This window comes from Nocardia sp. NPDC004260 (assembly GCF_053603155.1).
This window is the reverse complement of sequence record NZ_JBSGEZ010000002.1, coordinates 170,830-195,767: the sequence shown is the minus strand read 5'-3', so window position 1 is coordinate 195,767 and position 24,938 is coordinate 170,830. Positions and strand designations below refer to the sequence as shown.

Genomic DNA, 24,938 nt, shown 5'->3' with positions numbered 1-24,938 from the left:
ATGTCGCTCATTCACGGCGGAGTGCGGTTCACCCCGACCCGCGCCGGGATCGTCAACCTGTGGGACTACCGCGACCAGGAGTTCTGTTTCGCGGACGGCAGATTGGTCCTGCGCGGGCCGAACGGGTCGGGCAAGACCAAAGCGCTGGAGGTGCTGTTCCCCTTCGTCCTGGACGGACGGATCGAGCCGCGCAGGCTGAACCCGTTCGCGGGCGAGGAACGCACGATGAAATCGAACCTGCTCTACCGCAAGCAGGACTCGGCCTACTCCTATGTCTGGATGGAGTTCGCGCGCGGTCGCTGGGAAGACCCCGAGGCGGTCACCGTCGGCATCGGCATGCGCGCCACCCGTTCCTCGGACAAGGTGACCCGCTGGTATTTCGTCGCCGACGGCCGGGTCGGGATCGACTTCTCCCTGATCGGCCCGGACGATCGGCCGTTCACCCGCAAGCAGCTGGCCGAGCAGATCGGCACCGACTCGATCGTCGACCGGCCGGTGGACTATCGCAACGCGATCGACGCGCGCATGTTCGGCCTCGGGACGCAGCGCTACGACCAGCTGATCAATCTGATCCTCACGCTGCGCCGCCCGCAGTTGGCCAAGAACCTGGACCCGCGCGGTTTGTCGCAGGCGCTCACCGACGGCCTGCGCCCGCTCGACGAGCAACTGATCCTGGACGCCGCCCGCTCGTTCAGCGATATGGAGGAGGTCGGCCGGACCCTGGAGGGTTTGGTGCACGCCGACACAGCGACCAGGGCTTTCGTCGAGGTGTATCGCAAATACCTTGCGGTTCAAGCGAAGACGGATGTCGACCAGGTGCGGGCGCGGCTCGACGCGGTGACCCACGCGAGCACCGCGCTGTTCGCCGCCACCGCGCTGCGCGAGCGCAGGGAGACCGAGCGCGCCACGGCCGAGGCTCGGGCCGAGGACGCCGACCGCGCCTACGAGCAAGCCATCGCCGACCGGGAGAATCTCCAGCGTTCCAGCGCCTACGAGGGCAAACAGCAACTCGACGACCTGGCCGACGCGGTGCGTCGCCTGGAGACCTCGGCGGGCGTGCACGCCGACAAGGCACTCAAGTCCCGCCAGACCCTGGACCAGCGGACCCAGGAGGCCGAGCGCGCACGCACCGCGGTGCGCACCGCCGCCGCCGCGCTCGCCCGCGGCGAGGACGAGCTGCGCGCCGCCGCCGAGGAGGCGGGGATCGCATGGACGCCGCTGCCGGAGTCGGCGCGGGCCGAGCAGCTCACCGCGGCGGTGCGCGGGCACGCCGAGGAGCGCGACGTCGACGTGCGCGCGGTGCGCAAGGCGGTGGGCGCGGTGGACACGGCTGCCGCCGAACGCACCAGGGCCGAGCGGCTGGCCGAGCGCGCGCGGGAACTGCGTGATGCCGCCGCGGCGGAGGTCGCGCACGCCGAAGCGACGGTCGCCTTGACCCGCTCCGAGGCCGCGGCCGCGTTGCGGACCTGGTGGGACGAGCACCGCGCGGTCTACACCCCGGTGCGCACCGGCCTGTTGGAAGCGCTGAACTCGGCGCTGGCCGAGGCCGGTTCGGATGCGCCCACCGTGGCCGAGGTGCTGGCCGATCGCACGGAACCCCTGCTCGAGGAGATCCGCACCCGCCGCCAAGAGGCACGCGCCCGGGTGGCCACGGCCACGGCCCACGTCGAGGAGTTGACCGCCGAACTCGAGCGGGTCGCGGCCCGGCGCGACGACGCGCCACCGGTATTCGCGGGCCGCTCCGGCCGGACCGGTGACCGGCCCGGCGCCGCGCTGTGGCGGCTGGTGCGCTTCGCCGACGACGTGCCGCCCGAGACCGCGGCGGGCATCGAGGCCGCGCTGCACGCCGCGAATCTGCTGGACGCCTGGGTGTGCCCGGAAGGGGAGCTGCCGCCGGACTACGAATCCGATCAGTTCCTGCTGCCGCTGCCCGCATCGGACCGCCCGGCCGGTCGCACGCTCGCCGACGTGCTTATCGTGGAGGACGATTCGGACACGCTGACGGTGCCGCGGCAGGTCGTGGCCGATGTGCTCGCTTCCATCGCCCTGCACGAGGACGCGGGCGAGCCGAGCGGCGCGGTGACGATCGGAGCGAACGGCGCGTTCCGGCAAGGTGTGCAGATCGGCCGCCACCGCAAGACCGACGCGGAATTCATCGGCGCCACCGCGCGAGCCAGACGCCGCGAGCTCCGTTCGGCCGAGTTGACCGCGGCCGTGGCGGCCGCCGAGGAGGACCGGAGCGCCGCCGGACAGCAGGAGGCCGCCGCCACCGCCGAACTCGCGCGAATCTCCGCCGCCGCCAAGGCGCTTCCGCGCCCGACCGCGGTGACCACGGCGCTGCGCGCGGTGTCCGAGGCCGCGGGCGTGCTGCGATCGCGTGCGGAGGCCGCCGCCCACGCCGAGCGCGAACTCGACCAGGCGGTCGCGGACGTGTCCGCCGCGGAGAAGAAACTGCGCGCCGCCGCCACCGCACACCGCACACCGCGCACGGCGCGCGAGATCGATGCCCTCGCCGCCGCCATCCGGCACTTCGAGAACACCGGGACGGGATTGCTGCGGCTGCGCGGCGACCACGAGCGGGAACGAGAGCGCGAGCGCGAAGCCGACGACCGCTTGACCGAAGCCACCGACCTGGCCGAGGCGTTCGCGGAAGAGGCCGAGGCCGCGCGCACCGGTTACCAGGAGCAATTGCGCAAACTCGAGACCCTGCGCGATGCCCTCGGCGCCGGCGCGGCCGACATCGACCGTGAATTGGGGCAGGCCCGGCAGCGGATCGAGGCGACCAAGGCCGAGCAGAAGGCCGCACGCAAGGCCGCCAACCAGGCCATCGAGGCGGTCGGCGACGCCGAAGCCGCCTACCGTACCGCGCACGAGTCGCTGGCCACCGCGCTGACCGAGGTGCTGGCCGAGGTGAAAGCCCTCGCGCCATACGCTCAGCCGGATCTGCTCACGCTGCTCGGCGCCCCCGCCGACGGACGCTGGCCCAGCAGCGACGCCGCGTGGTCGACGCCCGAGCAACTGCTGTACCGGATCGCGACGGCGGGGCCGGAGGCATCACCGCGGGTGCTGCCGGACGAAGTCGCCGCGCTGTTCGACAGCCTCACGGCGGCCACGGCGGCGGTGCGCGCGAGCGAGGCGACCCGCAAGTCCACGCGCACGGCGGTGACCGGGGCGTTGCAGGAGTTCGACGCGGCGTTGGCCGGCTCGGGCCGCGATTACCGGTTGCAATGGGACGCCGCCGACGGCCTCACCGTCGTCCAGGTGCACGACGAACACGGGGTTTCCGCACTGGCCGACTTCGCCGCCCGCGTCGACGCCGCCCGGCGGGATCAGGAACTGCTGCTCACCGACGCCGAGCGCCGCATCCTGGAGGATGCCCTGTTGACCGGCCTGGCCCAGCAGATCCACGAACGCACCAGCGACGCGCGCGATCTCATCGCCAGGATGGGCGCGGAGATGAAGCAGCGGCGGATGTCCTCGGGCAACACCATCGGCGTGCACTGGGTGCTGGCCGACAGCCTGTCCGACGCGGCGCGGGCGATGTGCAAGCTGCTCGACCGGGACGCGTCGGCGCTGACGGCGGAGGATCTCGCGGCGATCCGGGCGCACTTCGCCTCCGAGATCAGGGCGGCGCGGGCGGCGCATCCGGAACGCTCCTACCCCGAGATCCTCGCCGCGACCCTGGATTACCGCATCTGGCGGGTGTTCTCGTTCACCTTGATCTCCGCTGACGGTAGCGAGGACAAGCTCACCGTGGCCAGGCACAGCGCGCTGTCCGGCGGCGAGCAGTCGGTGTCGCTGCACTTGCCGCTGTTCGCCGCGGCGCACGTCATGCTCGACTCGGCCGATCCGCAGGCCCCGCGCCTACTGGCGCTGGACGAGGCATTCGCGGGCGTCGACGACAACGGCCGCAGCGAATTGCTCGGGCTGAGCGTGCAGTTCGACCTCGATCTGTTCATGACCGGCTACGACCTGTGGATCACCTACCCCCACGTCCCGGCATGCGCGCACTACGACTTGGCGCACTCGGCGGCCGAGAACACCGTCAGCGCGACCCTGCTGGTGTGGGACAGCGGCGACCTGCTCGCCGAACACGACGGAACCGATCTCACCGCCGCCCTCGGCTCCCCCGATCGCCGCAGGCTTCCCACCACGATCGAGGGCGCGCTGGAACTCACGCCGGTGAGCTGATCGCCTCCGGGCCGGGTTGATCGACGGCTCGGTCCGGGAGGTCGCAGCGGGCCGACCGCAGTCTGATCACCGCCATTCCGGACCCGGTGGTCCAGCGGGCCGCAGCAGCGGCAGGCAGCGTGCGCGGCTGGCTCCCACGCCGGTCAGCTCGCGCGGGGTGGGGCGATTCACAGCGCCGCCAATGGTTTTCGAAGTGGCCGTATTCTGCCGAACCGTCCCGATCACCGCACGCTGGCGTCGGGGAGCATGGGCGGGCACGGTGAGCCCGGCGCGGTCTGCAACTCGAAATGCCAGTATTCGTTCTCGAACGACCGGCAGAGCCCCCATCGGTAGCCGTTCGCCTCCAGCCACCGCGCGCCCTGCTGCGGACCGACATCGATGGCGTCTCCGGACACGTGGGTGGACTCCTCCGGCGGCAGGACCCAGCGGCGCGCATTGTCCGGCCCGTAGGTCGCCACACCGTCCTCCCACAGCGCCTGCTGCTCGGCGGGCGTCCGGTACCCGGACGTGATGGACAGCGGCACCCCCTGCGCGTGCGCCTCGCGTTCGGCCAAGGTGTAGGCCAGCGCCAGCGCGGGATCGAGTCCTTCGGCCCCCGTCGCCGAACCCACCGACTCGCGCTGTTCGATGGCGAGTGCCATGTCGGCCTGCGCCTCCCCCGCCGAAAAACCGACCGCGACCAGCGCCGGAAGCACTGCCACCGATAGTCCCGCCGCCACCCGGCTCCGCCCAGCATTCCCGAACACCATGCGCCGATGCTATCGCCTGCGATCACCTATGCCGGATATGCCCCGATCGCAACGCGCTCCCGTGCTAACGGCGCAGGACTTTCGCGGTGACCGGCGCACGGCAGAAGACAGGTCGCCGCCGCACCGGAGCCGGCTCGGCAGCACGGGCGGTGCGGGAGCTTCACGCGGACGCGGTGATCGTGTCCTTCGCGAGCTCGCGGTAGTACTCGCTCGAGGCAATCAGTTCGTCATGGGTTCCGATCGCTTCCACGCGTCCGCCGTCGAGCACCACGACACTGTCCACGTTTCGAATCGTCGAATACCGGTGGGCGGCCACGAGAACGGTGCAACGTCCGCGCAGTTCGCGCAACGTCCGCAAGACAGCCGCTTCGCTGATCGGGTCCAGGTTCGACGTCGGTTCGTCCAGCAGAAGCAGGTCGGGCTCGGTCAGCAACGCGCGTGCGATCGCCAAACGCTGCCGTACCGAACTCGGTCTTCGCGCCGTAATTCCGACACTTCGCCCCCCTGCGTCCGACCGATGAAGCGGATATCGATCTACTGCCGTAGTCGTACGGTTCGGGGTACCTGGACAAGTTCATTTCGGCTTCGAACAGTGCGTGAGCGAACAAATCATCCGCTTCCCGGCTCAGCAGGGGTTCGAGACACAAGGTCGACTACAGCCGGTGCATCCAACTGGCGCCACTCCACATGCAGTGCACCTCACCTGTGGACAACAGTCAGCGAATTCCACAGAAAACTCCACAACTTGGGATAATGCCCATCTGCTATGTCCGGTATGCGCTCAATTGCCGCCTTGCGGCAAACATTTCGCCCATCCTGGAACGAGTGATGTCCACAATCTGTGGATGTGTTGTGGATCACTACGGCATTCAACCTGCTGCCAATCTCGAATTGGCCGCCGATAAGCGGCCTTTGGGTGATTTGCGCCCTATCGTGGACGACCGGCGAGATGAGATCGAGCCCCCGCGAGGAACTTTCGCGAGGCGATGTGTCCCTTTCGGCCTGTATGTCAGGCATATCCGAGCCCGGACATCAGTACGGACATATTCCGCGAATCCCCGCGATCCGGGCGCGGCGAACCATTTCGAGCCGCAGACACACCGCGGGCGGCTGTGGCTCGCGCCGCCAGCCGCCCGTGAATCGGGTGAATCATCCACAGATGTCGGGAATTTCACATTCCCTCCCCAGCCATGTGAAGACCGGCCGCATCAGACGATACGGACCGGTCACACTCCCGGCGGGCCGCCCAGCGCGCCCGGACGCGACGGCGGCGCGGTCATCCGCACACCTGCCCGGCGAATCGACTCCGCCGCTTCCCTGTTGCGCACGATCCGCTCCAGGATCTCGCCGCCGTGCGCGCGGGCATACGCGAGCGCCAGCCTGATCTTGCTCGCGTGCAGGTCCGATTTGGCGCTGAGCACGGCGATCCGGCGTTCCAGCGGTCCGTCCAATTCGCGCAGGCGCGCAACGACTTCCCAAACCTCCGGACCGGCCGTCAGCGCGGCGCGCCGGTCGTGCAGCGGACCGCGGAAGACGATTCCGGGGTGGTCGAGCTGGTCGACGCCTTCGTGGATCAGCCGATCGAGCAGTGTGGTACAGCTGGTTCCCTCACGGGCAGCGCGATCGGCCAACAGGGAGGCGGCCGACTCGGTGATACATAACGCCGTCGGTACTGGCCTGGACGTGCTCATAGCTCTCCTCGACCTGCATCGGTGCGGAAATCGACGAAGTTCTTCGCTAAGCGTGCCCGCTGCGACCGCACCACAGCCCCGGTGATCGGGGTGACATCGTCGTGTCCGGGCCTGCCGAGGCGGGCCCGGAGGACGGCTCAGACGCGCTCTTTGGAGCGGGTGCGCACGCGCAGCGCGATCGGCTTCTGCGTTTCGGCGAAGAAGTCGTTGCCTTTGTCGTCGACGACGATGAACGCCGGGAAGTCCTCGACCTCGATCTTCCAGACGGCTTCCATGCCCAGTTCGGGGTATTCGAGCACCTCGACCGACTTGATGCAGTCCAGCGCCAGCCGCGCCGCGGGCCCGCCGATCGAACCGAGATAGAAGCCGCCGTGTTCCTTGCACGCCTTGGTGACCTGCGCGGACCGATTGCCCTTGGCGAGCATGACGAACGAGCCGCCCGCCGCCTGGAACTGGTCGACGTAGGAGTCCATCCGGCCCGCGGTGGTCGGGCCGAACGAGCCGGACGCGTAACCCTCCGGCGTCTTGGCCGGGCCCGCGTAGTAGACGGCCATGTCGCGCAGATAGTCCGGCATCGGCTCGCCCGCGTCGAGCCGCTCCTTGATCTTGGCGTGCGCGATGTCCCGGGCGACGACCAGCGGACCGGTCAGCGAAAGCCTGGTCTTCACCGGATATTTGGACAATTCGGCACGGATCTCGTCCATCGGCCGGTTCAGATCCACGCGCACCACGTCGCCACCGAGGATCGCGTCGGTCTGCTCGGGCAGGTACTGCGCGGGCTCGCGCTCGAGCTGCTCCAGGAACACACCCTCGGCGGTGATCTTGGCCAGCGCCTGCCGGTCCGCCGAGCAGGACACCGCGATGGCGACCGGGCAGCTGGCGCCGTGCCGGGGCAGCCGCACGACCCGCACGTCGTGGCAGAAGTACTTGCCGCCGAACTGGGCGCCGATACCGAAGGACTGGGTCAGCTTGAAGACCTCCTCCTCCAGTTCCAGATCACGGAAGGCGTGCGCCGACAGCGAGCCCCCGGTGGGCAGGTTGTCGAGGTAGTGCGCGGAGGCGTATTTCGCCGTCTTCAAAGCGAACTCGGCGCTGGTGCCGCCGATCACGACAGCGAGGTGGTACGGCGGGCAAGCCGCGGTGCCGAGCGAGCGGATCTTCTCGTCCAGGAACTCCAGCATCCGTGTGGGGTTCAGGACGGCTTTGGTCTCCTGGTACAGGAACGACTTGTTCGCCGACCCGCCGCCCTTGGCCATGAACAGGAACTTGTAGGCGGGGTTCGCCGGATCGCCTGCGGTGGAGTACAGCTCGATCTGCGCGGGCAGGTTCGAACCGGTGTTCTTCTCCTCCCACATGGTGATCGGCGCCAGCTGCGAGTACCGCAGATTCAGCTTGGTGTAGGCGTCGAACACGCCTCTGCTGATCCATTCCGCGTCGTCGGCGCCGGTCAGCACGCCCTCGGACTTCTTGCCCATCACGATCGCCGTGCCGGTGTCCTGGCACATCGGCAGGACGCCGCCCGCGGAGATGTTGACGTTCTTGAGCAGATCCAGCGCGACGAAGCGGTCGTTGCCGCTGGACTCGGGGTCGTCGATGATCTTGCGCAACTGGCCCAGATGCGCCGGACGCAGGAAGTGACTGATGTCGTGCATCGCCGTTTCGGTGAGCAGCCGCAGCGCCTCCGGCGCGACCTGCAGGAAGGTGCGCCCGTTGTGCTCGAACGTGCTGACGCCCTCCGTCGTGAGCAACCGGTAGGGGGTGTCGTCCGCGCCGATGGGCAGCAGGTCTGAATAACGGAACTCCGGCGCGGTCACCAGTCGCACTCCTTCGAACGGGCCCGAACACCGCGAACGGCCGGGCTGGTCACGAGCACAGCGAGCCTAGTCACCGCCGCGTACGCCCCTACTGGTTAGGCAACCCTATCTCGGACAGTTGGCCAGCAAAGGTTGCACGTTCAACCCCGGTGATGCTACCTCTCATCTCTGAGAAAGCGCACGGGCGGCCGAGTCCGGCCGCGCGCGGACCGTTCCGCACCGCACATCGCGACACGGAACGATCTTGGGACAAATCGGAGTTTGGAGCGCTGTCGTGACCGATCCCCATTGGCTCGATGACGTCGAGATGCGCGCCTGGCTGGGTTTCGTGCGCACCCGCGACCTCATCGCCGCGGCGGTCGGGCGGGATTCCACCAAGGAGTCCAACCTCACCTACGTCGAATACTCGGTGCTGGCCTATCTGGCCGAGTCACCGGACCACCGGCTCACCTTCGCCGACCTGGCGGCCAAGCTCGAGTGGTCGCAGAGCAGGCTCTCCCACCAGATCACCCGCATGGAGAAACGGGAACTGGTCGTCCGTGAGCCGATCCCCGACGACGCCCGCCGCACCGCGGCCAAGCTCACCCCGTTCGGCGCCGATGTGCTCACCGCCGCCGCGCCCGCGCACGTACAGAGCGTGCGCAGGCACATGATCGACATCCTCGATCGCCAGCAGCTGGCCGCCTTGGCCGACATCTACGACACCTTGCTCGCGCACCACCGGCGGGTGGCGGCCGAGAACTGACCGCTCAGGCGGGCGCGGCCGCATGGTCCGCCGGACCGCTTGCCGCGGAGCGCTTTTCGGGCAGCCCGAGCGCTCGCTCGAAACCGGCGGGCACCACCACGTCCGAGCGATCCAGATCGCTGACGCTCGTCTTGCGCAGACCCAGCAGCGCCGAATCGATGCCGCCGCGCAGGATATCCAGCACGTTCTCCACGCCGGCCTGCCCGTTCGCGGCCAGGCCCCAGAGATAGGCGCGCCCGATCATGACCGCCCGCGCACCCAGCGCCACGGCCTTCACCACGTCGCTGCCGCGCCGGATGCCGCCGTCGAGCAGCACCTCGATCTGCGAGCCGACCGCGTCCGCCAGCACCGGCAGCGCGCGGATCGCGGCGGGGGTGCCGTCCAGGTTGTTGCCGCCGTGGTTGGACACCGAGATCGCCGCCACACCCGCGTCGACCGCACGCAGCGCGTCGTCCACCCGCATGACGCCCTTGAGCAGCACCGGGCCTTCCCACTGCTCGCAGACCCAGCGCACATCCGCCCAGTCCGGCGCGGGCGTGCCCATCCATTCGCCGTAGGCTCCGAAGAAACCAGGCGCGGGCGCGTCGCCGATGGCCATGTTGGGCGCGGTCAGATCCGGAATGCTGCCCGACCGCGCATAGGTCGCCAGCCACCGGGGACGCGCCAGGGTCTGCGGCGCGAACCTCAGCATCGTGCGCAGGTCCAGCTTCTCCGGGATGACCGGGCTCCCCCAGTCCCGCCCGTGCGAGAACGACCAGTCCAGCGTCAGGATCAACCCGACCGCGCCGGCCCGCTTCGCCCGGTCCATCCGCTGCTGGATCTCGTCCTTGCCGCCACACCAGTACAACTGGAAGAACGTCGTCGGGTTGGCCGCGATCACCTCTTCGATCGGCTTGCTGGCGAACGAACTCAGGCCCATCGCGATGCCGCGCGCCGCGGCCGCCCTGGCGACGGCGACCTCACCGTCGGGATGCACCGCCTGCACACCGGTCGGCGAGATCAGCACCGGCATCGAAAGCTGTTGTCCCAGTACGGTAGTGGACTGGTCGCGCGCGCCGATCGGCCCGGCCACGTGCGGCGCGAAACCCAGCTCGGTGAACGCCCGTTGATTGTCCTCGATGGTCTGGCCGCGCTCGGAGCCTGCGATCAACGCGCCGTACACCGATTTCGGCAGGCGCTTCTTCGCCCGCCGCTGCGCTTCGGCGACGGTCTCGAACCACGGGTTCATGTTCCGGTCCTTTCCCGGGAGTTCTCCGGCCACCAGTGCCGGGTTCGGTCGAGCAGGTCGGTGCTCAGGTGATCGAGCAGTGCCGCGCCCTCGGCGGCGGTCGCGCCCGCCGGGTCGCCGAGCACGCCGTTGGCGCTGACCGCGCGCACTCCGCCGCTACGCAGCAGCGGCAGCAGTTCGGCCAGCGGGCGGGTGTCCCCGGCCGCGGCGCGGTCGGGGTGCACGCGCTCGGGCGCGAGGGCCAGTTGCAGTGCCGTCTCCGACCGGCCCGCGTGCGGGTCGCCCTCGAAGCGCGGCAGGTACACGCGCACGTCACGCGATTCGGCGCGCAGCAGATCCTCGGCCCGGCGCAGCGGTTCGATGTTGCCGCCGTGCCAGTTGACCAGCAGGATCCGCTCGAAGGTTTCGGTCGCCGAGCGGCACAGCTCGACCACCAGCAGTTCCAGCGCCGCCTGCCCGATCGACAGCGTGCCGGGAAAGCCCGCGTGCTCGCCGCTGGCGCCGTACGGGATCGCCGGTCCGGCGAGCACGTCCGCGCGCGCCGCGGCCAGCCGGGCGCACAATGCCGCGGCGATGTCGGTGTCGGTGGACAGCGGCAGATGCGGGCCGTGTTGCTCGGTCGCGCCGACCGCGACGGCCAGGATCGCACCCGCGGTGGCGCGCACGCCCGCCTCGGGCCAGGTGAGATCCGCCAACATGCGGCGAGATTATCGTCAGTCACTGACAAAATCAAGGGTCGCGACGGCCGAGCACAATCGAACAATGCTGGAGAACCGGGCCACGCGCGGCCGCCCACGCGGCACCACCAAACGCGAACTCGAACTGATCGCGATGCGACTGTTCAGCGAACAGGGCTTCGACGAGACCACCGTCGAGCAGATCGCCGTCGCCGCCGGCATCAGCGGACGCACTTTCTTCCGGTACTTCCCCACCAAGGCGGAGGTGCTCTGGTCGCAGTTCGACGACGAGGTCGCCGCGCTGCGCGCCGCGTTCGCGACGGTGCCCGACGACGTTCCGATGATGACCGCGGTGCGCCGAGTCGTGGTCGACGCCAACAAGTATCGCGCCGAGGACGTTCCGGAACTGCGCACCCGGATGCAGTTGGTCGCGAACATCCCCGCGCTGGCCGCCACCGCGGGCGCGCACTACGACGCCTGGGAGCGCGCCGTGAGCGCGTTCGCGGCGGGCCGGCTCGGCGAACCGGAGGACGGGCTCATCCCGCTCGCCGTCGGCCGGACCACGCTGGCGGCGGCGCGCGCCGCGTTCGACGCCTGGCTGACCCGCGCCGACGCGGACCTCACGGTGTATTTGGACGAGGCGCTCGCAGCGCTGGAACGCGGATTCGCTACGGTGCCGTGAGGAACTCCCGCACTCGAACATCAGGCGAACAACCGGCAGGTTTCGTCGGCGACTCGGGTGGGGTATGACTAGGCTCGGAATCGGCACGCGCCGAATGCACACAGATCCCGACTGAACCGTCGAAAGGGGCAGGAGTCCATGTCCGAGGTGTCCATGAGCCTTTCGGCGGATTCCCTGACCGCGGGACCGATCGATCAATTGCTCCCGCAACTCGTCGAGCACCTGCGCCAGAACCGCACCGCGCTGCGTGAAGAGTGGGCCCGCCGCATCGCCGACGCCCAACTGCTCACCGCCATGACCCCGGAGGAGATCTTCTCCGAGGCGACCTCGATCTACGACGGCTACGTCGACGTGCTCGAGACCGGTAGCGTCGAAGCGCTGCAGGCGTACGCGCGGGACCTGTCCGAACGCATCATCCCGAGAGGCGTCGAGACCGACGAGGTCATCGGCATCGTGCTTCTGCTGCGCGACGTGCTCGCACGCAGCCTTTTCGAGAAGTATCAGTCGGACTTCGAACTCCTCAACAAGGTGCTCGACGCCTACGAACCGGCCGCCAACCGCATCGCCAACACCGTGACCGTGTCCTTCGTCCAGGAGCGCGAGCGCGTCATCCGGCAGCAGCAGGAAGCCATCCGCGAGCTGTCCACGCCGGTGCTGCAGGTGCGCGAGCAGCTGTTGATCCTGCCCATCATCGGCGTGCTGGACAGTCAGCGCGCCCGCCAGCTCACCGAGCAGTTGCTGCGCGCCATCCGGGCCAACCGCGCGAAGGTCGTCGTCATCGACATCACCGGTGTGCCCCAGATCGACTCCACCGTGGCCAACCATCTGGTGCAGACCGTCGACGCGTCCGGCCTGATGGGCGCGAACGTGATCATCACCGGGTTGTCCTCGGAGATCGCGCTCACCCTGGTCACCATCGGCCTGGATCTGTCGAAGATGAACGCGGTCGGCGACCTGCAGGGCGGTATCGAAGAAGCGGAACGGCTGCTGGGCTACGAGGTTTCCCGCGTGACCGAACGGGTCACCGAACGCGACGGCCGCTGATCAGGCGCGCCACATGCCGGTTCCGATTCTCAAACAAGGGACGTATCTCATCGCGTCGGTGCAGTCGGCGCTGACCGACGCCGATACCGAGCGCCTACAGGACGACCTGATGAAACAGGTCAGCAAATACCGGGCACACGGAATCATCGTCGATGTCACCGCGATCGACGTGATGGATTCGTTCGCCGCGAGATCGTTGCGTACCATCGCGCACATGACGCAGCTGCGCGGCGCCGAAACGGTGATCGTCGGTCTGCAACCGGAAGTCGCGTTCGCCATGGTGCAGCTCGGTCTCACCTTCGAGGACATGCACACCGCCCTCGATCTGGAAGAGGGACTCGCCTGGTTGGACCGCAAGATCCCAGCCCGTCGCCAGCGAGACGGTCGTGACAGTGGCCGCTGAGAACGTGGTGATCGCGGTCAGGGTGTCCGGAGACATCGTGACCGCACGTCAAGCCGGACGCGAACTGGCAGCGAAACTCGGATTCACCCTCACCGACCGCACGATGATCTCCACGGCGATCTCCGAGATCGCCCGCAACATCACCAGTTACGCGGGCAGCGGCGAGATCCGTCTGCTCGTCGACGACCGGGAGGGCCGTCAGGCCCTGGTTGTGCAGGCCGAGGACCAGGGGCCCGGCATCATCGACATCGCCAGAGCATTGGAGGACGGCTACTCCACCGGACGCGGGCTCGGGCTCGGTCTGCCCGGCGCCCGGCGGTTGATGGACCGGCTGACCGTGGATTCCGCGCCGGGTCGCGGCACGCTGGTGGAGATGTGGAAGTGGGTACCGAACGGTGCATGAGGACGGGTTCATCGGCCGGATCGAGTGGGCGGTGGCCGGACGCGCGCTGCCGGGTCAACAGGTCTCCGGTGACCGCGGTGTCGTCCTCGACGCCGGTGGCGGCACCGTCCTCTTCGCGGTCCTCGACGGGCTCGGGCACGGCGCCGCCGCGGCGGACGCGGCCGATCGCGCCGCGCGGGTGCTGTCGGAGAACCGCGCCGAACCGCTGGACGTGCTGATGGTGCTGTGCCATCGGGCGATGGCCGACACCCGGGGTGCGGCGATCTCGCTGGCCCTGTTCGACGAGGGCGACACGGTGCGCTGGCTCGGCGTCGGCAATGTCGAATCCCAAGTGCTCACCGCGGGTCCGGCGGGCAGCCTGAAGGTGCACGCCACCGTCCTGCTGACCGCGGGCATCGTCGGCTATCGCCTTCCGGCCAACCTCCAGCCGCAGTCGGTCGCGGTCCGTCCCGGTGACCTGCTGTTGATGTCCACCGACGGTATCGTCACCGAATCCGCCTCCGCCATCGACCTTTCCAAGTCCACCGCCGACATCACCGCCGACATGCTCGCCCGGCACGCCAAGGACACCGACGACGCGCTGGTGCTCGCGGCGCGGCACCGCGGTGCGGGAGGGACGGCCAAATGAGCGCCCTGCTGGCCGACTTCCTGGGCGACTATGGCGATGCGCTACGGCGGCACATGGATTCGCCGACCCAGGCCGGTCTCGCCGAGGGCTACGAGCTGGGCAGGCGGGCCCTGGTCGAAGGCATCAGTCTGCTCGACCTTACGGAGAACCACTTCCGCGTGGTCCAGGAAGCGGAGGAACAGCTACCGAAGGACGCTGCCACCGGGGGCGGCGAACCCGCGGCACGCCTACCGGAAACCGCGCTGGAATTCCTGTTGCAGACCCTCGTTCCGCTGGACATCGCGACCCGCGGCTACCTGGACGGCACCCGCCGCTACGAGCAGCAGCGCACCCGTGCCGACGATCTCGCCGGACGCGACGCGTTCCGCACGGCGCTGGTGGAATCGCTGCAGGACGGCTTCTTCGTCGCCGACGCGCAGGGCACCATCATCGAGGTCAACACCGCCTTCGGCGCCTTGACCGGCTACGGCGCCGCGGGCGTCCCCTATCCGCTGCCGCATCCGTGGTCGAGCCCGGACGGTCCGCGCTATCCCGACCTCGGTACCGAGGCACAGCGCTTCGTCATCCCGATCCGGCACCGCGACGGGCGCAATGTATGGCTCGCGGTGAGCACCAGCGCCCTGATCAAGCCGGAGGACAACGAGCGGATCTTCGTCGGCACGCTCCGCGACATCACCGCCGAACACGACGCGCAGGCGCGCGACCAGGCCGCGTCCCGGCTCGCCACCGCTGTCGGCGCGGCCACCAGTGTGGTCGAAGTGCTCGCCGTCGGGCTCGACGAGCTGCGCCGCACGGTGGGCGCGGAAACCGCGGTGGTGGCGGTGTGGCCCAGCCGCAACGCGGTGCCGGAGGTGTACGTCTCCGGTACGGGCGCCGACCGCACTTCGCACGACGGCGCCGCGTCCCTCGACGACGGGTCGCGCGCCCTGCTGGAGCGGGCCAGACGCAGGCCGCCACGCAGCCTGCTGGCCATTCCGGACGGAGCCGAGAGCTCCGAGGGCATTGTCGCTCCGCTCGGTGAGACCGGCGACGCGGCGGTGTGGTTGCGCTTCGCCGCACCCCGGGCGATCAGTGCCGCGGACTGGACGCTGTTCTCCTTGTTGATCGGTCATCTCAGTCTCGCCGTGCAGCGGGCGCGCAACTTCGACCAGGCCCGCGCCACCTCGCTGACCCTCCAGCGCGCCATGCTCGGCCCGATCGATCTGCCGCCGCGTTTCTCGGTGCACTACGAGCCGGCGCTGCCGCCGCTGGAGATCGGCGGCGATTGGTACGACGTGGTGCCGCTGCGCGACGGCACCATCGGCGTCGTGGTCGGCGACTGCGTGGGTCGCGGCTTGTCCGCCGCGGTCGTGATGGGACAGCTGCGGACCGCCGCCCGTGCGCTGCTGCTGCGCGGCGCGGGACCTGCGCAGCTGCTCGCCGAACTCGACACCGTCGCCGCGCGCATCCCCGGCGCCATGTGCACCACCGTCTGCGCCGCCGTGCTGGACCCGGTGCGCGGTCTGGTCCGCTACAGCAGCGCCGGTCACATGCCACCGATCCTCGCCGACGTCGCCAGGACCGGCAGACTGCTGGAAGGCGGGCGCTCGGTGCCGCTGGCGACCTTCGATCCGCCGCGCAGGCCGGAGGCCACCACGGCGCTCACACCCGGTTCGACCCTGGTGCTGTTCACCGACGGTTTGGTCGAACAGCGTGGCGTCGACATCGATGATGGATTCGCGAAGATCGCCGCGGTGCTCGCCGACACCTCGGGACGGTTGCCGCGCGAAGTGGCCGACGCGGTGCTGTCGCGCCTGCGGCCGTCCGCGGGGTACGACGACGACGTCGCCATGGTGGTCTACCGCCAGCCGCCCGCGCCGCTGCGGCTGGACGTGCCCGCGCGCGCGGACGAGCTCGCGGCCCTGCGGCGCACGCTGAAGGGCTGGCTGGCCGCCGCGGCGGTGCCGCACGACCTGGCCGCCGATCTGGTCGCGGCGGCCAACGAGGCGTGCAGCAACAGCATCGAGCACGCCTACCGCAACGACGACACCGGCCGGGTGCGGATGTCGGCCACCTGCGACATCGACACGGTCGTCATCGTGGTCGCCGACGCGGGCGGCTGGAAGCCACGGGCATCCGATCCCGGGTATCGCGGCCGCGGTATCGACATGATGCGCGCCCTGACCGAGGAACTCGACATCGACCACTCGGAATCGGGAACGACCGTGCGGATGTCGGTGACGCTGCCCGCGATCACCTTCCCGGTGGCCAATCCGTTGCGCGGGACGAACCGGCGCGTTCCCGGCTGAGGACCCGCCTGGTGCTGAGCGTAGCGGCGGGCCGGACTCCGTAGATCCGGTATTGCATGCCCCGATACGGGTTACCGGATTCCGCCCATTCGCTGACGATCATGCAGAACGCGCCGTCGAACCTGCTGTCCGGGTGGACATAACAACCATAGAGGCGCGGCACGATATCGGGACCGCCCGGCGCCCAGAAAGATCCTTTCACCGGGCGGTAGGTCCAGGCTGTGCGCCAGTTGTCGGTGATCCTCCTGGCCACCTTGACGAAGGCGCCGTAGGCACCGGCGTCGAATCCCGACATCACCCAATTTCCTTGGATCCGCCGCAATCCGATCTCGCCTAGTTTCGTGTCGTCGGCCAGGATGCCGAAACGCGGATCGCCGCCCGGATCCCGGCCCCAGCCCCAATCCTGTCCGTTCCAGCCCCATCCTTGCCAGGCCGCCGGGTCGATGAGCGCGGCATGGCTCTCGCGTACTCGCCACAGCAGCATGTTCTTGTTCCGGGCCAGTCCGCCGGTGGAGATGACGTAGACGTAGCCGTCGCCACCGCGTTCCCACGAGATCATCGTGCGTTTGCCGCCGTAGGCGCTGGTCGACCACCGCACGGCGGTATCGGTCCAGCTGTCGCCGTTGTCGTCGGAATACCGGATCTCGCACCACCGCTCGTTCGCCAATCCCTGGGTGACCATCACCCACAGATAGATCCGGCTGCCGATCGTGATGGCGTCGCAGGGCAGAACCGTGGAGTACTGCGGATTGTCGTGCCGGTAGTCCCAGAGTTGCCGGGCATCCCGCGCCGCCGATCGGAATTCGATCGGTCCGGACATGTCGTGGGTGCCGCTGCGCAACAGCATCGGCGAACGCCAATTCGGCCCTCCCACCGCGGGTTCGGTGCCGGAGAACGTGTCACCGAGCAGGTATCCGATCTCACCGCTCGGCATGCGGAAGGGGATGAACAGGTCCGAGCCTCCGATGTCGGCCATCGGCAGCGGGTTCAGGTTTGCGATCTTGGGCATCGCCGGATCCTGTCGATTCTCGGAGCGTCGCTGATGGATCGGCTCGTAGGGCTCACCGCGGGTGTGCGCGGGATATCCATCAGTATCGGCTGCCGATGGCTGCGACGTTGCTGATTCGGGCGGACGAGGGCAAGCGATAATGCGGAAACCGACTGTGCAGCTTGTATTCCGGCAGCTCGATCCGGTGACAGTCCGCGCGATAGCGGTGGCCGAGGCCGCTTTTCGGGTGCCGCTTCGGGTGTGCGCGGTGTTCGCCCACGGCCGGGAACGCGCGGGATCAGCCGGTGCCGATCGAACGACCCGACGGTGTCGATTCCATCGGTCCGCGGCATCCACCGACCCCGATGACGTGCGTGCCGACGCCGCGGTGCGATTCCGCGCCGGTGCGACACCCTCGGCGCGTAGACCGGCCCTCACCGCTCCGGTGCCGTGTTTGGGCGGCCGCGCAGCGGGTAAATCGCGCACTGCCATACCGGGCCAGCACACCCACGGATCGGACGGAAGGTATGTCCGAAAGAGATACTCCCGACGAAGAACATCCCGCCCCCGATGTCGCGGACAGCGGACACAGCGGCAACATCGCACAACCCCACGGCACCGACGAATCCGGTCCGATCGTCGCCGCCGAGGCCGAAGCCGCCCGTGCGCGCAGTGCGGAGTTCCCCCTGGGCCGACCAGGACGTCCCTTCGACCGGCGCTCGCCGTTCATGGTCGGGATGACCGGAGCCGCCGGTGTCGCGGTGACCTACGCCGCCATTCGCACCGTGCTCGCGGCGGGCCAGACGCTGATCCTGATCGTGGTGGCGTTGTTCCTGGCCGTCGGGATGGAGCCGTTGGTGTCCCGGCTGGTACGGCCCCGGTTCCCGCGCTGGGCCGCGGTGACGACCGTCTACCTGGTCGGGCTCGGCCTGTTCGCCGGACTCCTCGCCGCGGCGATACCACCGCTGGTCACGCAGGGTGAGGCGCTCGCGCACAACGCGCCCGATTACGTCACTCATCTGGCCGACCGCTATCCCTACATCGGCAGCCTCGACCAGCGATTCCACCTGCAAGACCGGCTGCGGCGAACACTCGAATCGGACTCCTCCGGTTTGACCACCGGGGTGCTGGACGCCGGGCGCGCGGTGTTCTCGATCGTCAGCAGCACGATCGTCATCGCGGTGCTGACCGCCTACTTCATGGCGAACTTCACCCGTGTGCGCGCTTCGGTCTACCGGCTCTTTCCCCACTCGCGCCGCTCCCGCGCCATTCTGATCGGCGACGAGATCTTCGCCAAGGTCGGCGGCTACATCCTGGGCAACCTGGTCATCTCGCTGATCACCGCCGTCCTGACCGGCATCTGGCTGCTCATCTTCGACGTGCCGTACCCACTGCTGCTGGCGGTGCTGGTAGCTGTGCTCGACCTGATCCCGATCGTAGGTTCGACGCTCGCCGGGGTGATCGTCGCGCTGGTCGCGTTGACCGTCTCCCTGCCGGTCGCGGTGGCGACCGTCGCGTTCTTCATCGCGTTGCGCCTGGTCGAGGACTACGTTCTGGTGCCACGCATCATCGGCCGGGCGGTGCACGTACCCGCGCTCGTGACCGTGGTGGCGGTGCTGCTCGGTGGCGCGTTGCTCGGGATCATCGGGGCGTTGCTGGCCATCCCCGTCGCCGCGGCCGTCCTGTTGATCATGCGCGAGACCGTCCTGCCCTCACTCGACGAGCGATAGCGAGACCGGGTGCGGCCGCATCGCGTTCCCGGTACCTCGGCATCACCGTGTCCGGCGCAGCAGGCGGATGACGGCGCTGTCGATGACCGCCCGCTCCGCGTCGGCGGATCCGGCCCGCTTCGCGCGCCGCAGCGCCGCGGCGACGGTCGTACCGTTCTCGAAGGCGGTCACCACCCGTGGATCGACATAGGACGCCTGGGCGACGGCCGGGGTATTGCCGAGTGCGGCTGCGACCTCGTCCATGACCTCCCGGACCGCGCGCTTGCGCGCACGGAGGTTCGACGGCCGTTCGATCGAACCGAGCGCGGCCGCGGCCAGGACGGTCGCCTGCCAGGTGCGCAGGTCTTTGACGCTGCACTCGCAGGCGGCCAGTTCTTGGAAGCGCGCGTTGACGTCGTCGGCGCGCAGTTCGCCGTAGCGGTCGCCGTCCCGGTACACCAAGAGCCGATCGGATTCCGTCCCGCCGCGCCGCAGTGATCGAACGGCTTCGGCCAGCAATGGGTCTCGGACGCTCACTCGTCGCCGGATACCGCCCTTGGCGCGATAGTCGAAGAGCATCTGCTCCCCCGACACACGGACCTGCTCGCGCAGCAGTGTCGCGACTCCCCGGGTGCCGTGCTCCTCGGCGTACTCCTCGCCCCCGACCCGGAACACTCCGCGATCCACCAGATCGATGGCCACCGCTTCCACTCGCCGACGGGCCGAGCCGCGCAGGGCGAGATCCTCCCGTACCTGCGCGCGGACCTCCGGCAGGCGGCCTGCCAAGGCCAGGACCCGGTCGAACTTCTCCTCGTCTCGCTCCTTGCGCCACTGCTCGTGGTACAGGTACTGGCGGCGGCCCGCGGCGTCGACGCCGACGGCTTGGATGTGACCGTTCTCGTGCGCGCAGATCCACACCTTTCGCCAGGCCGGCGGAATCGCCAACCCGCGGACGCGCTCCAGTGTGGCGTCGTCCCGCACCGGTTCGCCGTGCACGGTGCGATAGCCGAACCCGCGTCCACGCCGGACGCGTTGGAGTCCGCCGTCGTACGGTCGGCTACGGCGCAATCGCATGCTCACCTCACAGTGCTGCCCTCTCCTGGACGGGCGAAACAGTTCGAGGCCGAGACCCGGCAGGACGACCTGGCGCGGCACGTGTTCGGTGATCCAGCCGGAGAGCTACGGGACCGGCGGGACGAAGGGCTGGTTGACAGTGGTGAAGTACTGCACCAGAGCGGCGACGGCGATCGGCGCGGTGACGAACAGCTGACCGGCGAGTGTGCCCAGAGCCCCCACTGCCAGGATTCCGCCCAGACAGCCGACGGCGGCGGCGGGGATGAACGGGCCGAACATGCCGACGATCGTCGCGGCCGCGACGGTCGCTCCCGCGATGCCGCCGAGCACGCAGCCGGCCAGGCCGCCACCGAGGCCACCGGCGACGGTGCCGATCGCGGCGAGCGATCTCGAAGACGAAGATCACCTTCGCAAGCGTCGGCTTAAGACAGCCTGAAGTCGCCTGAAAACTGTTTCAGGCAAGCGTTTCTCTGTCATTGTCGGGCCGACGGCGTTAAGGTCGGTGACGGGTCGGGGTTTCCGGGGGTTTTCGCATTCGTTTCCGTCGGTCAGTCCCGACGCTGCCCGCGTCGGCTGTGCCCGCTGCTCAGCTGTCGCCGAGGCGCGAGGGTGGGTGCGCTCGATCCCCTCCGAATGCACCCACCCTCCCCGACCGCTCACGGGATGTTGAGCGCCTTCGTGCCGCCCCGGCGGCGGCACGATCGAACCGGTGCACCAACGCCCGGCCACAGAGATTCATTCGGCGACGAACTCCGCCTCGCGCTCCACCGCCTCGATGGTCCGGCGCGGCACCTGGATCGGACCGGGCGTGTAGGTGACAGCTCGCAGCGCGCCGGTGTAGCGGAAAGTGCCGCGGCGTTCGCGCAGTTCCCACGCCACAGGACCGCGAGCGTCGACGCCGACGGAAATCCCGGTCCACGGCGACATACCGACCAGCTGGACTCGATCCACCAGCCGCGCGACCTGAACGCCATCGAGCTCGATGACGAAATCCCACCGCAGCCGGGGCCGCACCGTGGCGCGCACGGTGATGTGCCGCGTTCCTTCCGCGAGGGTGCGCGTGGTGACGCTGTCGTAGCGGCCGTAGCTGTTGACACCGAACGTCACCCGGCCGTTCTCGAGGTAGAGCACGTAGCCGCCGAGCGGGTCACCGTGCGCGACGAGAACCCCTTCGTCGCCGGACGCGTACCCGGCGAGTTCCGCCTCGATGACGAAGTCCCGATAGGCGATCAGTCGCTGCGAGCGATACCGCTCCAGGGTCGGGGTGCCCGGCAGCAGCCGGACCGGCGCGGAGAATCGGTCCTCCTCCGGCCGCCGCCGTGCCAGATCCTGGCGCGTGAGCAAGGGGAACACGGTATTCGCCCAGGCGGATTCGTCCCATGCGGCGGCCAGTTCCGCGACCTTCTCCGGGAACCGCTCGGAAAGATCGTGCAACTCCGTCGGATCGGTGCGAACGTCGAACAGCTGCCATCTCGGCTCATCGATATCGGTCCCGGGCTCGTACAGCGACAGCAGTTTCCATCCGTCGCGATAGAAGCCGCGATTGCCCACCATCTCCGAGTACTGCTCGGTGTGCTCGGACACCGCCTGGGGGTCACGCAGCGTCCGCACGGCCGAGACGCCGTCGAACTCCTTGGCGGGCAGTCCGTTGCGTACGCCCGGCCGCCGCAATCCGGCCAGTTCCAGCAAGGTCGGCGCGAGATCGGTGACGTAGGTGTACTCGTGCCGGATGCCGTTGTCGCCCGCGCCGCGCCGCAGCCCCTTGGGCCAGGAGATCACGAACGGCACGCGTACGCCGCCCGCGAAGGTCTGGCCCTTGTAGAAGCGGAACGGCGTATTGGACGCCTGGCCCCACCCGCGCGGATAGTGGACACCCAGCTTCGCGGTGCCGATCAGGTCCTCGTCGTGCGGGACGTCGCCGATCCAGTCCGGATCGGTGATGTGGGCGAACTCCGCGAAGTAGGTGCGGGTGCCTTCCGGGCCGCCCTCGGCGGTGCCGCCGTTGTCCGAGGTGAACACCACGATGGTGTTGTCGAGCTCGCCGAGTTGTTCGAGCGTGTCGACGAGGCGCCCCAGGCTTTGGTCGATGCTGTCGACCATGCCCGCGTACACCTCCATGTACCGCGCGAATCGCCGCTGCTGCGCGGGAGTCAGCGAATCCCACTCCGCCGCTTCGTAACCCGGCTCGGTGTTGCGGGGCTTCTGCTGCGTGCCCGCGGGAAAGAGGCCCTGGGCGAGTTGGGCGGCGAACCGGCTCCTGCGCAGATCGTCCCACCCCTTCGCGTAGCGGCCGCGGTATTTGGCCAGGTCCGCGGGCTTGGCCTGCAACGGACCGTGCATGGCGACGTGCGCGAAGTACAAGAAGAACGGCTTGGCGGCGTCGTGCGCGCGCAGATCCTTGATGTAGGCGATGGCCTTGTCGGTCAGATCGTCGGTGAGGTAGTACCCCTCCGGGTACTCCTCGATGTCGACGACCGAGGAGTCCGAGACCAGCTGGTTGGGGTAGTAGAAGGAGTTGAGGCCCTCGAGCGAGCCGTAGTAGCGGTCGAAGCCACGCTGGGTCGGCCAGGAATCCCGGTGCGCGGCCGGGTTCATCGTGGCGTCGCGCACCAGGTGCCATTTGCCGACGGCATAGGTGGCGTAACCGTTGCCGCGCAGGATCTCCGGCAGTGTCAGCACGTCGTCCGCCAGTTCCAGGCGCAGCCCCGGATACCCGGGATCGGCGTTGGCGACGAAGCCGAAGCCGGCGCGGTGGGCGTTGATGCCGGTCAGCAGCGACGCGCGCGACGGCGAGCACAGCGGAGTGGTGTGGTAGTTGGTCAGCCGGAGGCCGTCGGCGGCCAGGCGGTCCAGCGTCGGCGTCTCGATCTCGGAGCCGAACGGGCCGATGTCGCTGTACCCCATGTCGTCGATCAGCACCACGACGATGTTCGGAGCCCCCTCGGGAGCGGTGGGCGGATAGCTCCACTCCGGCGTCGAATCGGCCGTGGTGCGGCCGACGGAGCCGCCGAAGTCGTCATAGCCGCGAGCATGGGGTGGAACAGGCATTCGTGCAGTCAAAGCCACCTTCGCCCGGGTCACCACTCTTTCGCGCATCGTGCGCCGAACGGATGACCCGGTGGTCCGTGGTTGCTAACTTCGCTGTCGGCCCTGGGCCGCGTCGAGCGAGGGGCGCACCTCACCGCTCCGGTGCAATGCGCGCACCAAGTCGGCGACGTCCGCCGCATCCGGTGGGTAGCCGGGGAAGTAGCAGCACACCTCTTCGATCCCGGCGCCGAAGCGGGCCCTGATGCACGCCGACCTCCGTCGGTCTCGGTGCGTCACGCTTTCCGCGGCACGACGCCCACATCGTATGGACAGTGCTCTGTGCATGTGTCCAGTTCGAGCGAACCGCTCTCGGATCGGCTGCGGGCGATGTCCCCGCCGGACAGCGGAACTCCCGAAGGGTGAGGTCACGTGCCGAGCAGCGAGTTCTCGCTCACGGTGACGACGACCACGATGTCGCCGTAGGGCGCCGCGCCCATGGCCAGTCTGTGGCCCAGACGCGCCAGACCGAGCCATCGTCCGTATTTGGTCGGCATACCGGTCCGCACCTGGTGGAACAGTGGCCCGGTACGGAGCAATTCGGCCGTGCCCTGATGCTGCCGCGACCCGAGAGCCGGCGCACCTCGCCAGTCCGCGGCCTGCACGATGACCCGGGGTTCGCGGGCCAGGTGCCGAGCCTCGCTGGAATGCGACGAGATACAGAAGGCCAGACGCCCGTGGTCGACCGGTAACACGAGGTGCGGCAAGGTGTTCCAACGCCCCGTGGCCTCCGGCCGTGGGTACGTCACGCGCACTGTGCTCGCATCCCACCACAGCATCCCCGGATGCCATTCGCTGGGTCGATTCGGGACGGCGAGAACGCGATGCGCCGCCGGGAGCCGGTTGTACCGCCGCGGGGTGTAGCCGCGGAGTCTGCTGCGGAGCGAGGAGCCGCCGTGCACTGGATAAGTCATCGCGTGGAACCTCCGGGACAGGGGCGAGTTCAGGGGGTACCGATCCGATCTCCGTACTGCGATCGGCGCCGTGGCGCCGTGAAGAAGTACCACCGGGCGCATCCGGGTGCAACGACCTGTCCGTGTCGCGGCGCAATGGAGAGCGAATCGTCATGCACCGCACCCGGCCGAGAAAGTGCTATCGCCGTCCGGCTCGGACCGATGGGCGCGAACCGCGTTCACGGCCGCGAACAGCAATCCGACGCCGATCAGAATGCAGCCCCGCAACCACACGACCCCGTCGATCCGCGTGAATAGGAACAGACAGGAAGCCAGACCCAGCCAAGGCACGACGCGGGGCACGCGAAAATGCTCGGCCCCGTCGGGCTCCCGCCGCAGGATCAGCACCGACGTATTGACCGCCGCGAAAACAACCAGCAGCAACAACACCAATGTCTCGGCGAGGGATGCCACCTCGCCGGTCAGTGCGAGCGACAACGACGCCGCCGCGGTCACGACGATCGCCACCCACGGCGTACGGCGGCCCGGCAGAATCCGCCCCAGCGCGCGCGGAAGCAGCGCCTCGCGAGCCATGCCGTAGGCCAGCCGCGAGGACATGATGGGTCAGCAGCGCCCCGTTCGCGACG

The 24,938-nt window shown here is 69.0% G+C and carries 20 protein-coding genes and 1 pseudogene; 9 read left to right on the top strand and 12 right to left on the bottom strand.

Annotated features, from left to right (window positions below):
- On the top strand, positions 1-4,191 hold the full coding sequence (locus ACWEO7_RS02520; protein ID WP_452420173.1) for a TIGR02680 family protein: 4,191 nt from the start codon (positions 1-3) through the stop codon (positions 4,189-4,191).
- Positions 4,192-4,412: 221 nt separating this feature from the next.
- On the opposite strand, the gene ACWEO7_RS02515 is transcribed toward ACWEO7_RS02520, so the two are convergent.
- The 4 genes from ACWEO7_RS02515 to ACWEO7_RS02500 form a co-directional block, all read right to left on the bottom strand.
- A complete protein-coding gene (locus ACWEO7_RS02515; RefSeq protein ID WP_452420269.1) occupies positions 4,413-4,832 on the bottom strand; it encodes a M15 family metallopeptidase in 420 nt (139 codons plus the stop codon).
- A 268-nt stretch (positions 4,833-5,100) separates the two neighbouring features.
- Positions 5,101-5,391, bottom strand: a complete 291-nt coding sequence (locus ACWEO7_RS02510) for a hypothetical protein (protein ID WP_452420172.1) — start codon at positions 5,389-5,391, stop codon at positions 5,101-5,103.
- Positions 5,392-6,166: 775 nt separating this feature from the next.
- Positions 6,167-6,631 (bottom strand): hypothetical protein, encoded by a 465-nt coding sequence (locus ACWEO7_RS02505; protein ID WP_452420171.1) that lies wholly within the window; start codon positions 6,629-6,631, stop codon positions 6,167-6,169.
- 137 nt (positions 6,632-6,768) lie between these two features.
- Positions 6,769-8,445 carry a fumarate hydratase gene (locus ACWEO7_RS02500; protein WP_452420170.1) on the bottom strand — a complete coding sequence of 559 codons (1,677 nt, stop codon included), beginning with the start codon at positions 8,443-8,445 and terminating at the stop codon, positions 6,769-6,771.
- A 274-nt stretch (positions 8,446-8,719) separates the two neighbouring features.
- Here ACWEO7_RS02500 and ACWEO7_RS02495 point away from each other — a divergent pair, with 274 nt between their 5' ends.
- Positions 8,720-9,190, top strand: a complete 471-nt coding sequence (locus tag ACWEO7_RS02495; protein WP_452420169.1) for a MarR family winged helix-turn-helix transcriptional regulator — start codon at positions 8,720-8,722, stop codon at positions 9,188-9,190.
- A gap of 4 nt (positions 9,191-9,194) precedes the next feature.
- Here the strand turns inward: ACWEO7_RS02495 and mftD are convergent, their stop codons facing one another.
- Both mftD and mftE read right to left on the bottom strand, forming a co-directional pair.
- Positions 9,195-10,418, bottom strand: a complete 1,224-nt coding sequence (mftD, locus tag ACWEO7_RS02490) for a pre-mycofactocin synthase MftD (protein ID WP_452420168.1) — start codon at positions 10,416-10,418, stop codon at positions 9,195-9,197.
- A complete protein-coding gene (gene mftE, locus ACWEO7_RS02485) occupies positions 10,415-11,116 on the bottom strand; it encodes a mycofactocin biosynthesis peptidyl-dipeptidase MftE (protein WP_452420167.1) in 702 nt (233 codons plus the stop codon). The genes mftD and mftE overlap by 4 nt, the downstream gene beginning before the upstream one ends.
- A gap of 64 nt (positions 11,117-11,180) precedes the next feature.
- Between mftE and mftR the strand changes: the two genes are divergently transcribed.
- From mftR to ACWEO7_RS02455, 6 genes are all read left to right on the top strand, one after another.
- Positions 11,181-11,777, top strand: a complete 597-nt coding sequence (gene mftR / locus ACWEO7_RS02480) for a mycofactocin system transcriptional regulator (protein ID WP_452420166.1) — start codon at positions 11,181-11,183, stop codon at positions 11,775-11,777.
- Positions 11,778-11,915: 138 nt separating this feature from the next.
- Complete coding sequence (locus ACWEO7_RS02475; protein WP_039798458.1) at positions 11,916-12,821, top strand: STAS domain-containing protein; 906 nt, start codon at positions 11,916-11,918, stop codon at positions 12,819-12,821.
- Positions 12,822-12,834: 13 nt separating this feature from the next.
- Complete coding sequence (locus tag ACWEO7_RS02470; RefSeq protein ID WP_039798459.1) at positions 12,835-13,224, top strand: STAS domain-containing protein; 390 nt, start codon at positions 12,835-12,837, stop codon at positions 13,222-13,224.
- A complete protein-coding gene (locus ACWEO7_RS02465) occupies positions 13,214-13,627 on the top strand; it encodes an ATP-binding protein (protein WP_051020806.1) in 414 nt (137 codons plus the stop codon). Before ACWEO7_RS02470 ends, ACWEO7_RS02465 begins: the two co-directional genes overlap by 11 nt.
- Positions 13,620-14,255, top strand: a complete 636-nt coding sequence (locus tag ACWEO7_RS02460; RefSeq protein WP_355077479.1) for a SpoIIE family protein phosphatase — start codon at positions 13,620-13,622, stop codon at positions 14,253-14,255. The genes ACWEO7_RS02465 and ACWEO7_RS02460 overlap by 8 nt, the downstream gene beginning before the upstream one ends.
- Positions 14,252-16,543: a SpoIIE family protein phosphatase gene (locus ACWEO7_RS02455; RefSeq protein WP_452420165.1), complete on the top strand. Its 2,292-nt coding sequence runs from the start codon at positions 14,252-14,254 to the stop codon at positions 16,541-16,543. The genes ACWEO7_RS02460 and ACWEO7_RS02455 overlap by 4 nt, the downstream gene beginning before the upstream one ends.
- On the opposite strand, the gene ACWEO7_RS02450 is transcribed toward ACWEO7_RS02455, so the two are convergent.
- Positions 16,488-17,552, bottom strand: a complete 1,065-nt coding sequence (locus ACWEO7_RS02450) for a DUF4185 domain-containing protein (protein WP_452420164.1) — start codon at positions 17,550-17,552, stop codon at positions 16,488-16,490. The genes ACWEO7_RS02455 and ACWEO7_RS02450 overlap by 56 nt on opposite strands.
- Positions 17,553-18,058: 506 nt before the next feature.
- Here ACWEO7_RS02450 and ACWEO7_RS02445 point away from each other — a divergent pair.
- Positions 18,059-19,261 carry an AI-2E family transporter gene (locus ACWEO7_RS02445; protein WP_452420163.1) on the top strand — a complete coding sequence of 401 codons (1,203 nt, stop codon included), beginning with the start codon at positions 18,059-18,061 and terminating at the stop codon, positions 19,259-19,261.
- Between the two features lie 42 nt (positions 19,262-19,303).
- On the opposite strand, the gene ACWEO7_RS02440 is transcribed toward ACWEO7_RS02445, so the two are convergent.
- From ACWEO7_RS02440 to ACWEO7_RS02420, 5 genes and pseudogenes are all read right to left on the bottom strand, one after another.
- Positions 19,304-20,314: a DNA topoisomerase IB gene (locus ACWEO7_RS02440; RefSeq protein ID WP_452420162.1), complete on the bottom strand. Its 1,011-nt coding sequence runs from the start codon at positions 20,312-20,314 to the stop codon at positions 19,304-19,306.
- 105 nt (positions 20,315-20,419) lie between these two features.
- Positions 20,420-20,695: pseudogene (locus ACWEO7_RS02435) on the bottom strand (hypothetical protein); the annotation flags it as partial.
- Between the two features lie 354 nt (positions 20,696-21,049).
- On the bottom strand, positions 21,050-23,362 hold the full coding sequence (locus tag ACWEO7_RS02430) for an arylsulfatase (protein WP_452420161.1): 2,313 nt from the start codon (positions 23,360-23,362) through the stop codon (positions 21,050-21,052).
- A 404-nt stretch (positions 23,363-23,766) separates the two neighbouring features.
- Positions 23,767-24,312 carry a hypothetical protein gene (locus ACWEO7_RS02425; protein WP_452420160.1) on the bottom strand — a complete coding sequence of 182 codons (546 nt, stop codon included), beginning with the start codon at positions 24,310-24,312 and terminating at the stop codon, positions 23,767-23,769.
- Between the two features lie 150 nt (positions 24,313-24,462).
- Entirely contained in the window at positions 24,463-24,885 is a 423-nt protein-coding gene (locus ACWEO7_RS02420) for an amino acid permease (RefSeq protein ID WP_452420267.1), read from the bottom strand.
- Between the last annotated feature and the right edge of the window lie 53 nt (positions 24,886-24,938).

What these genes read in the sequence shown, in the direction of transcription:
- ACWEO7_RS02505 (WP_452420171.1), bottom strand. Translation starts at nt 6,631, where the DNA reads ATGAGCACGTCCAGGCCAGTACCGACGGCGTTATGTATCACCGAGTCG.
- ACWEO7_RS02425 (WP_452420160.1), bottom strand. Translation starts at nt 24,312, where the DNA reads ATGACTTATCCAGTGCACGGCGGCTCCTCGCTCCGCAGCAGACTCCGC.
- mftD (WP_452420168.1), bottom strand. Translation starts at nt 10,418, where the DNA reads ATGAACCCGTGGTTCGAGACCGTCGCCGAAGCGCAGCGGCGGGCGAAG.
- ACWEO7_RS02450 (WP_452420164.1), bottom strand. Translation starts at nt 17,552, where the DNA reads ATGCCCAAGATCGCAAACCTGAACCCGCTGCCGATGGCCGACATCGGA.
- ACWEO7_RS02430 (WP_452420161.1), bottom strand. Translation starts at nt 23,362, where the DNA reads ATGCCTGTTCCACCCCATGCTCGCGGCTATGACGACTTCGGCGGCTCC.
- ACWEO7_RS02420 (WP_452420267.1), bottom strand. Translation starts at nt 24,885, where the DNA reads ATGGCTCGCGAGGCGCTGCTTCCGCGCGCGCTGGGGCGGATTCTGCCG.
- ACWEO7_RS02520 (WP_452420173.1), top strand. Translation starts at nt 1, where the DNA reads ATGTCGCTCATTCACGGCGGAGTGCGGTTCACCCCGACCCGCGCCGGG.
- mftR (WP_452420166.1), top strand. Translation starts at nt 11,181, where the DNA reads ATGCTGGAGAACCGGGCCACGCGCGGCCGCCCACGCGGCACCACCAAA.
- mftE (WP_452420167.1), bottom strand. Translation starts at nt 11,116, where the DNA reads ATGTTGGCGGATCTCACCTGGCCCGAGGCGGGCGTGCGCGCCACCGCG.
- ACWEO7_RS02440 (WP_452420162.1), bottom strand. Translation starts at nt 20,314, where the DNA reads ATGCGATTGCGCCGTAGCCGACCGTACGACGGCGGACTCCAACGCGTC.
- ACWEO7_RS02445 (WP_452420163.1), top strand. Translation starts at nt 18,059, where the DNA reads ATGTCCGAAAGAGATACTCCCGACGAAGAACATCCCGCCCCCGATGTC.
- ACWEO7_RS02475 (WP_039798458.1), top strand. Translation starts at nt 11,916, where the DNA reads ATGTCCGAGGTGTCCATGAGCCTTTCGGCGGATTCCCTGACCGCGGGA.
- ACWEO7_RS02455 (WP_452420165.1), top strand. Translation starts at nt 14,252, where the DNA reads ATGAGCGCCCTGCTGGCCGACTTCCTGGGCGACTATGGCGATGCGCTA.
- ACWEO7_RS02515 (WP_452420269.1), bottom strand. Translation starts at nt 4,832, where the DNA reads ATGGCACTCGCCATCGAACAGCGCGAGTCGGTGGGTTCGGCGACGGGG.
- ACWEO7_RS02470 (WP_039798459.1), top strand. Translation starts at nt 12,835, where the DNA reads ATGCCGGTTCCGATTCTCAAACAAGGGACGTATCTCATCGCGTCGGTG.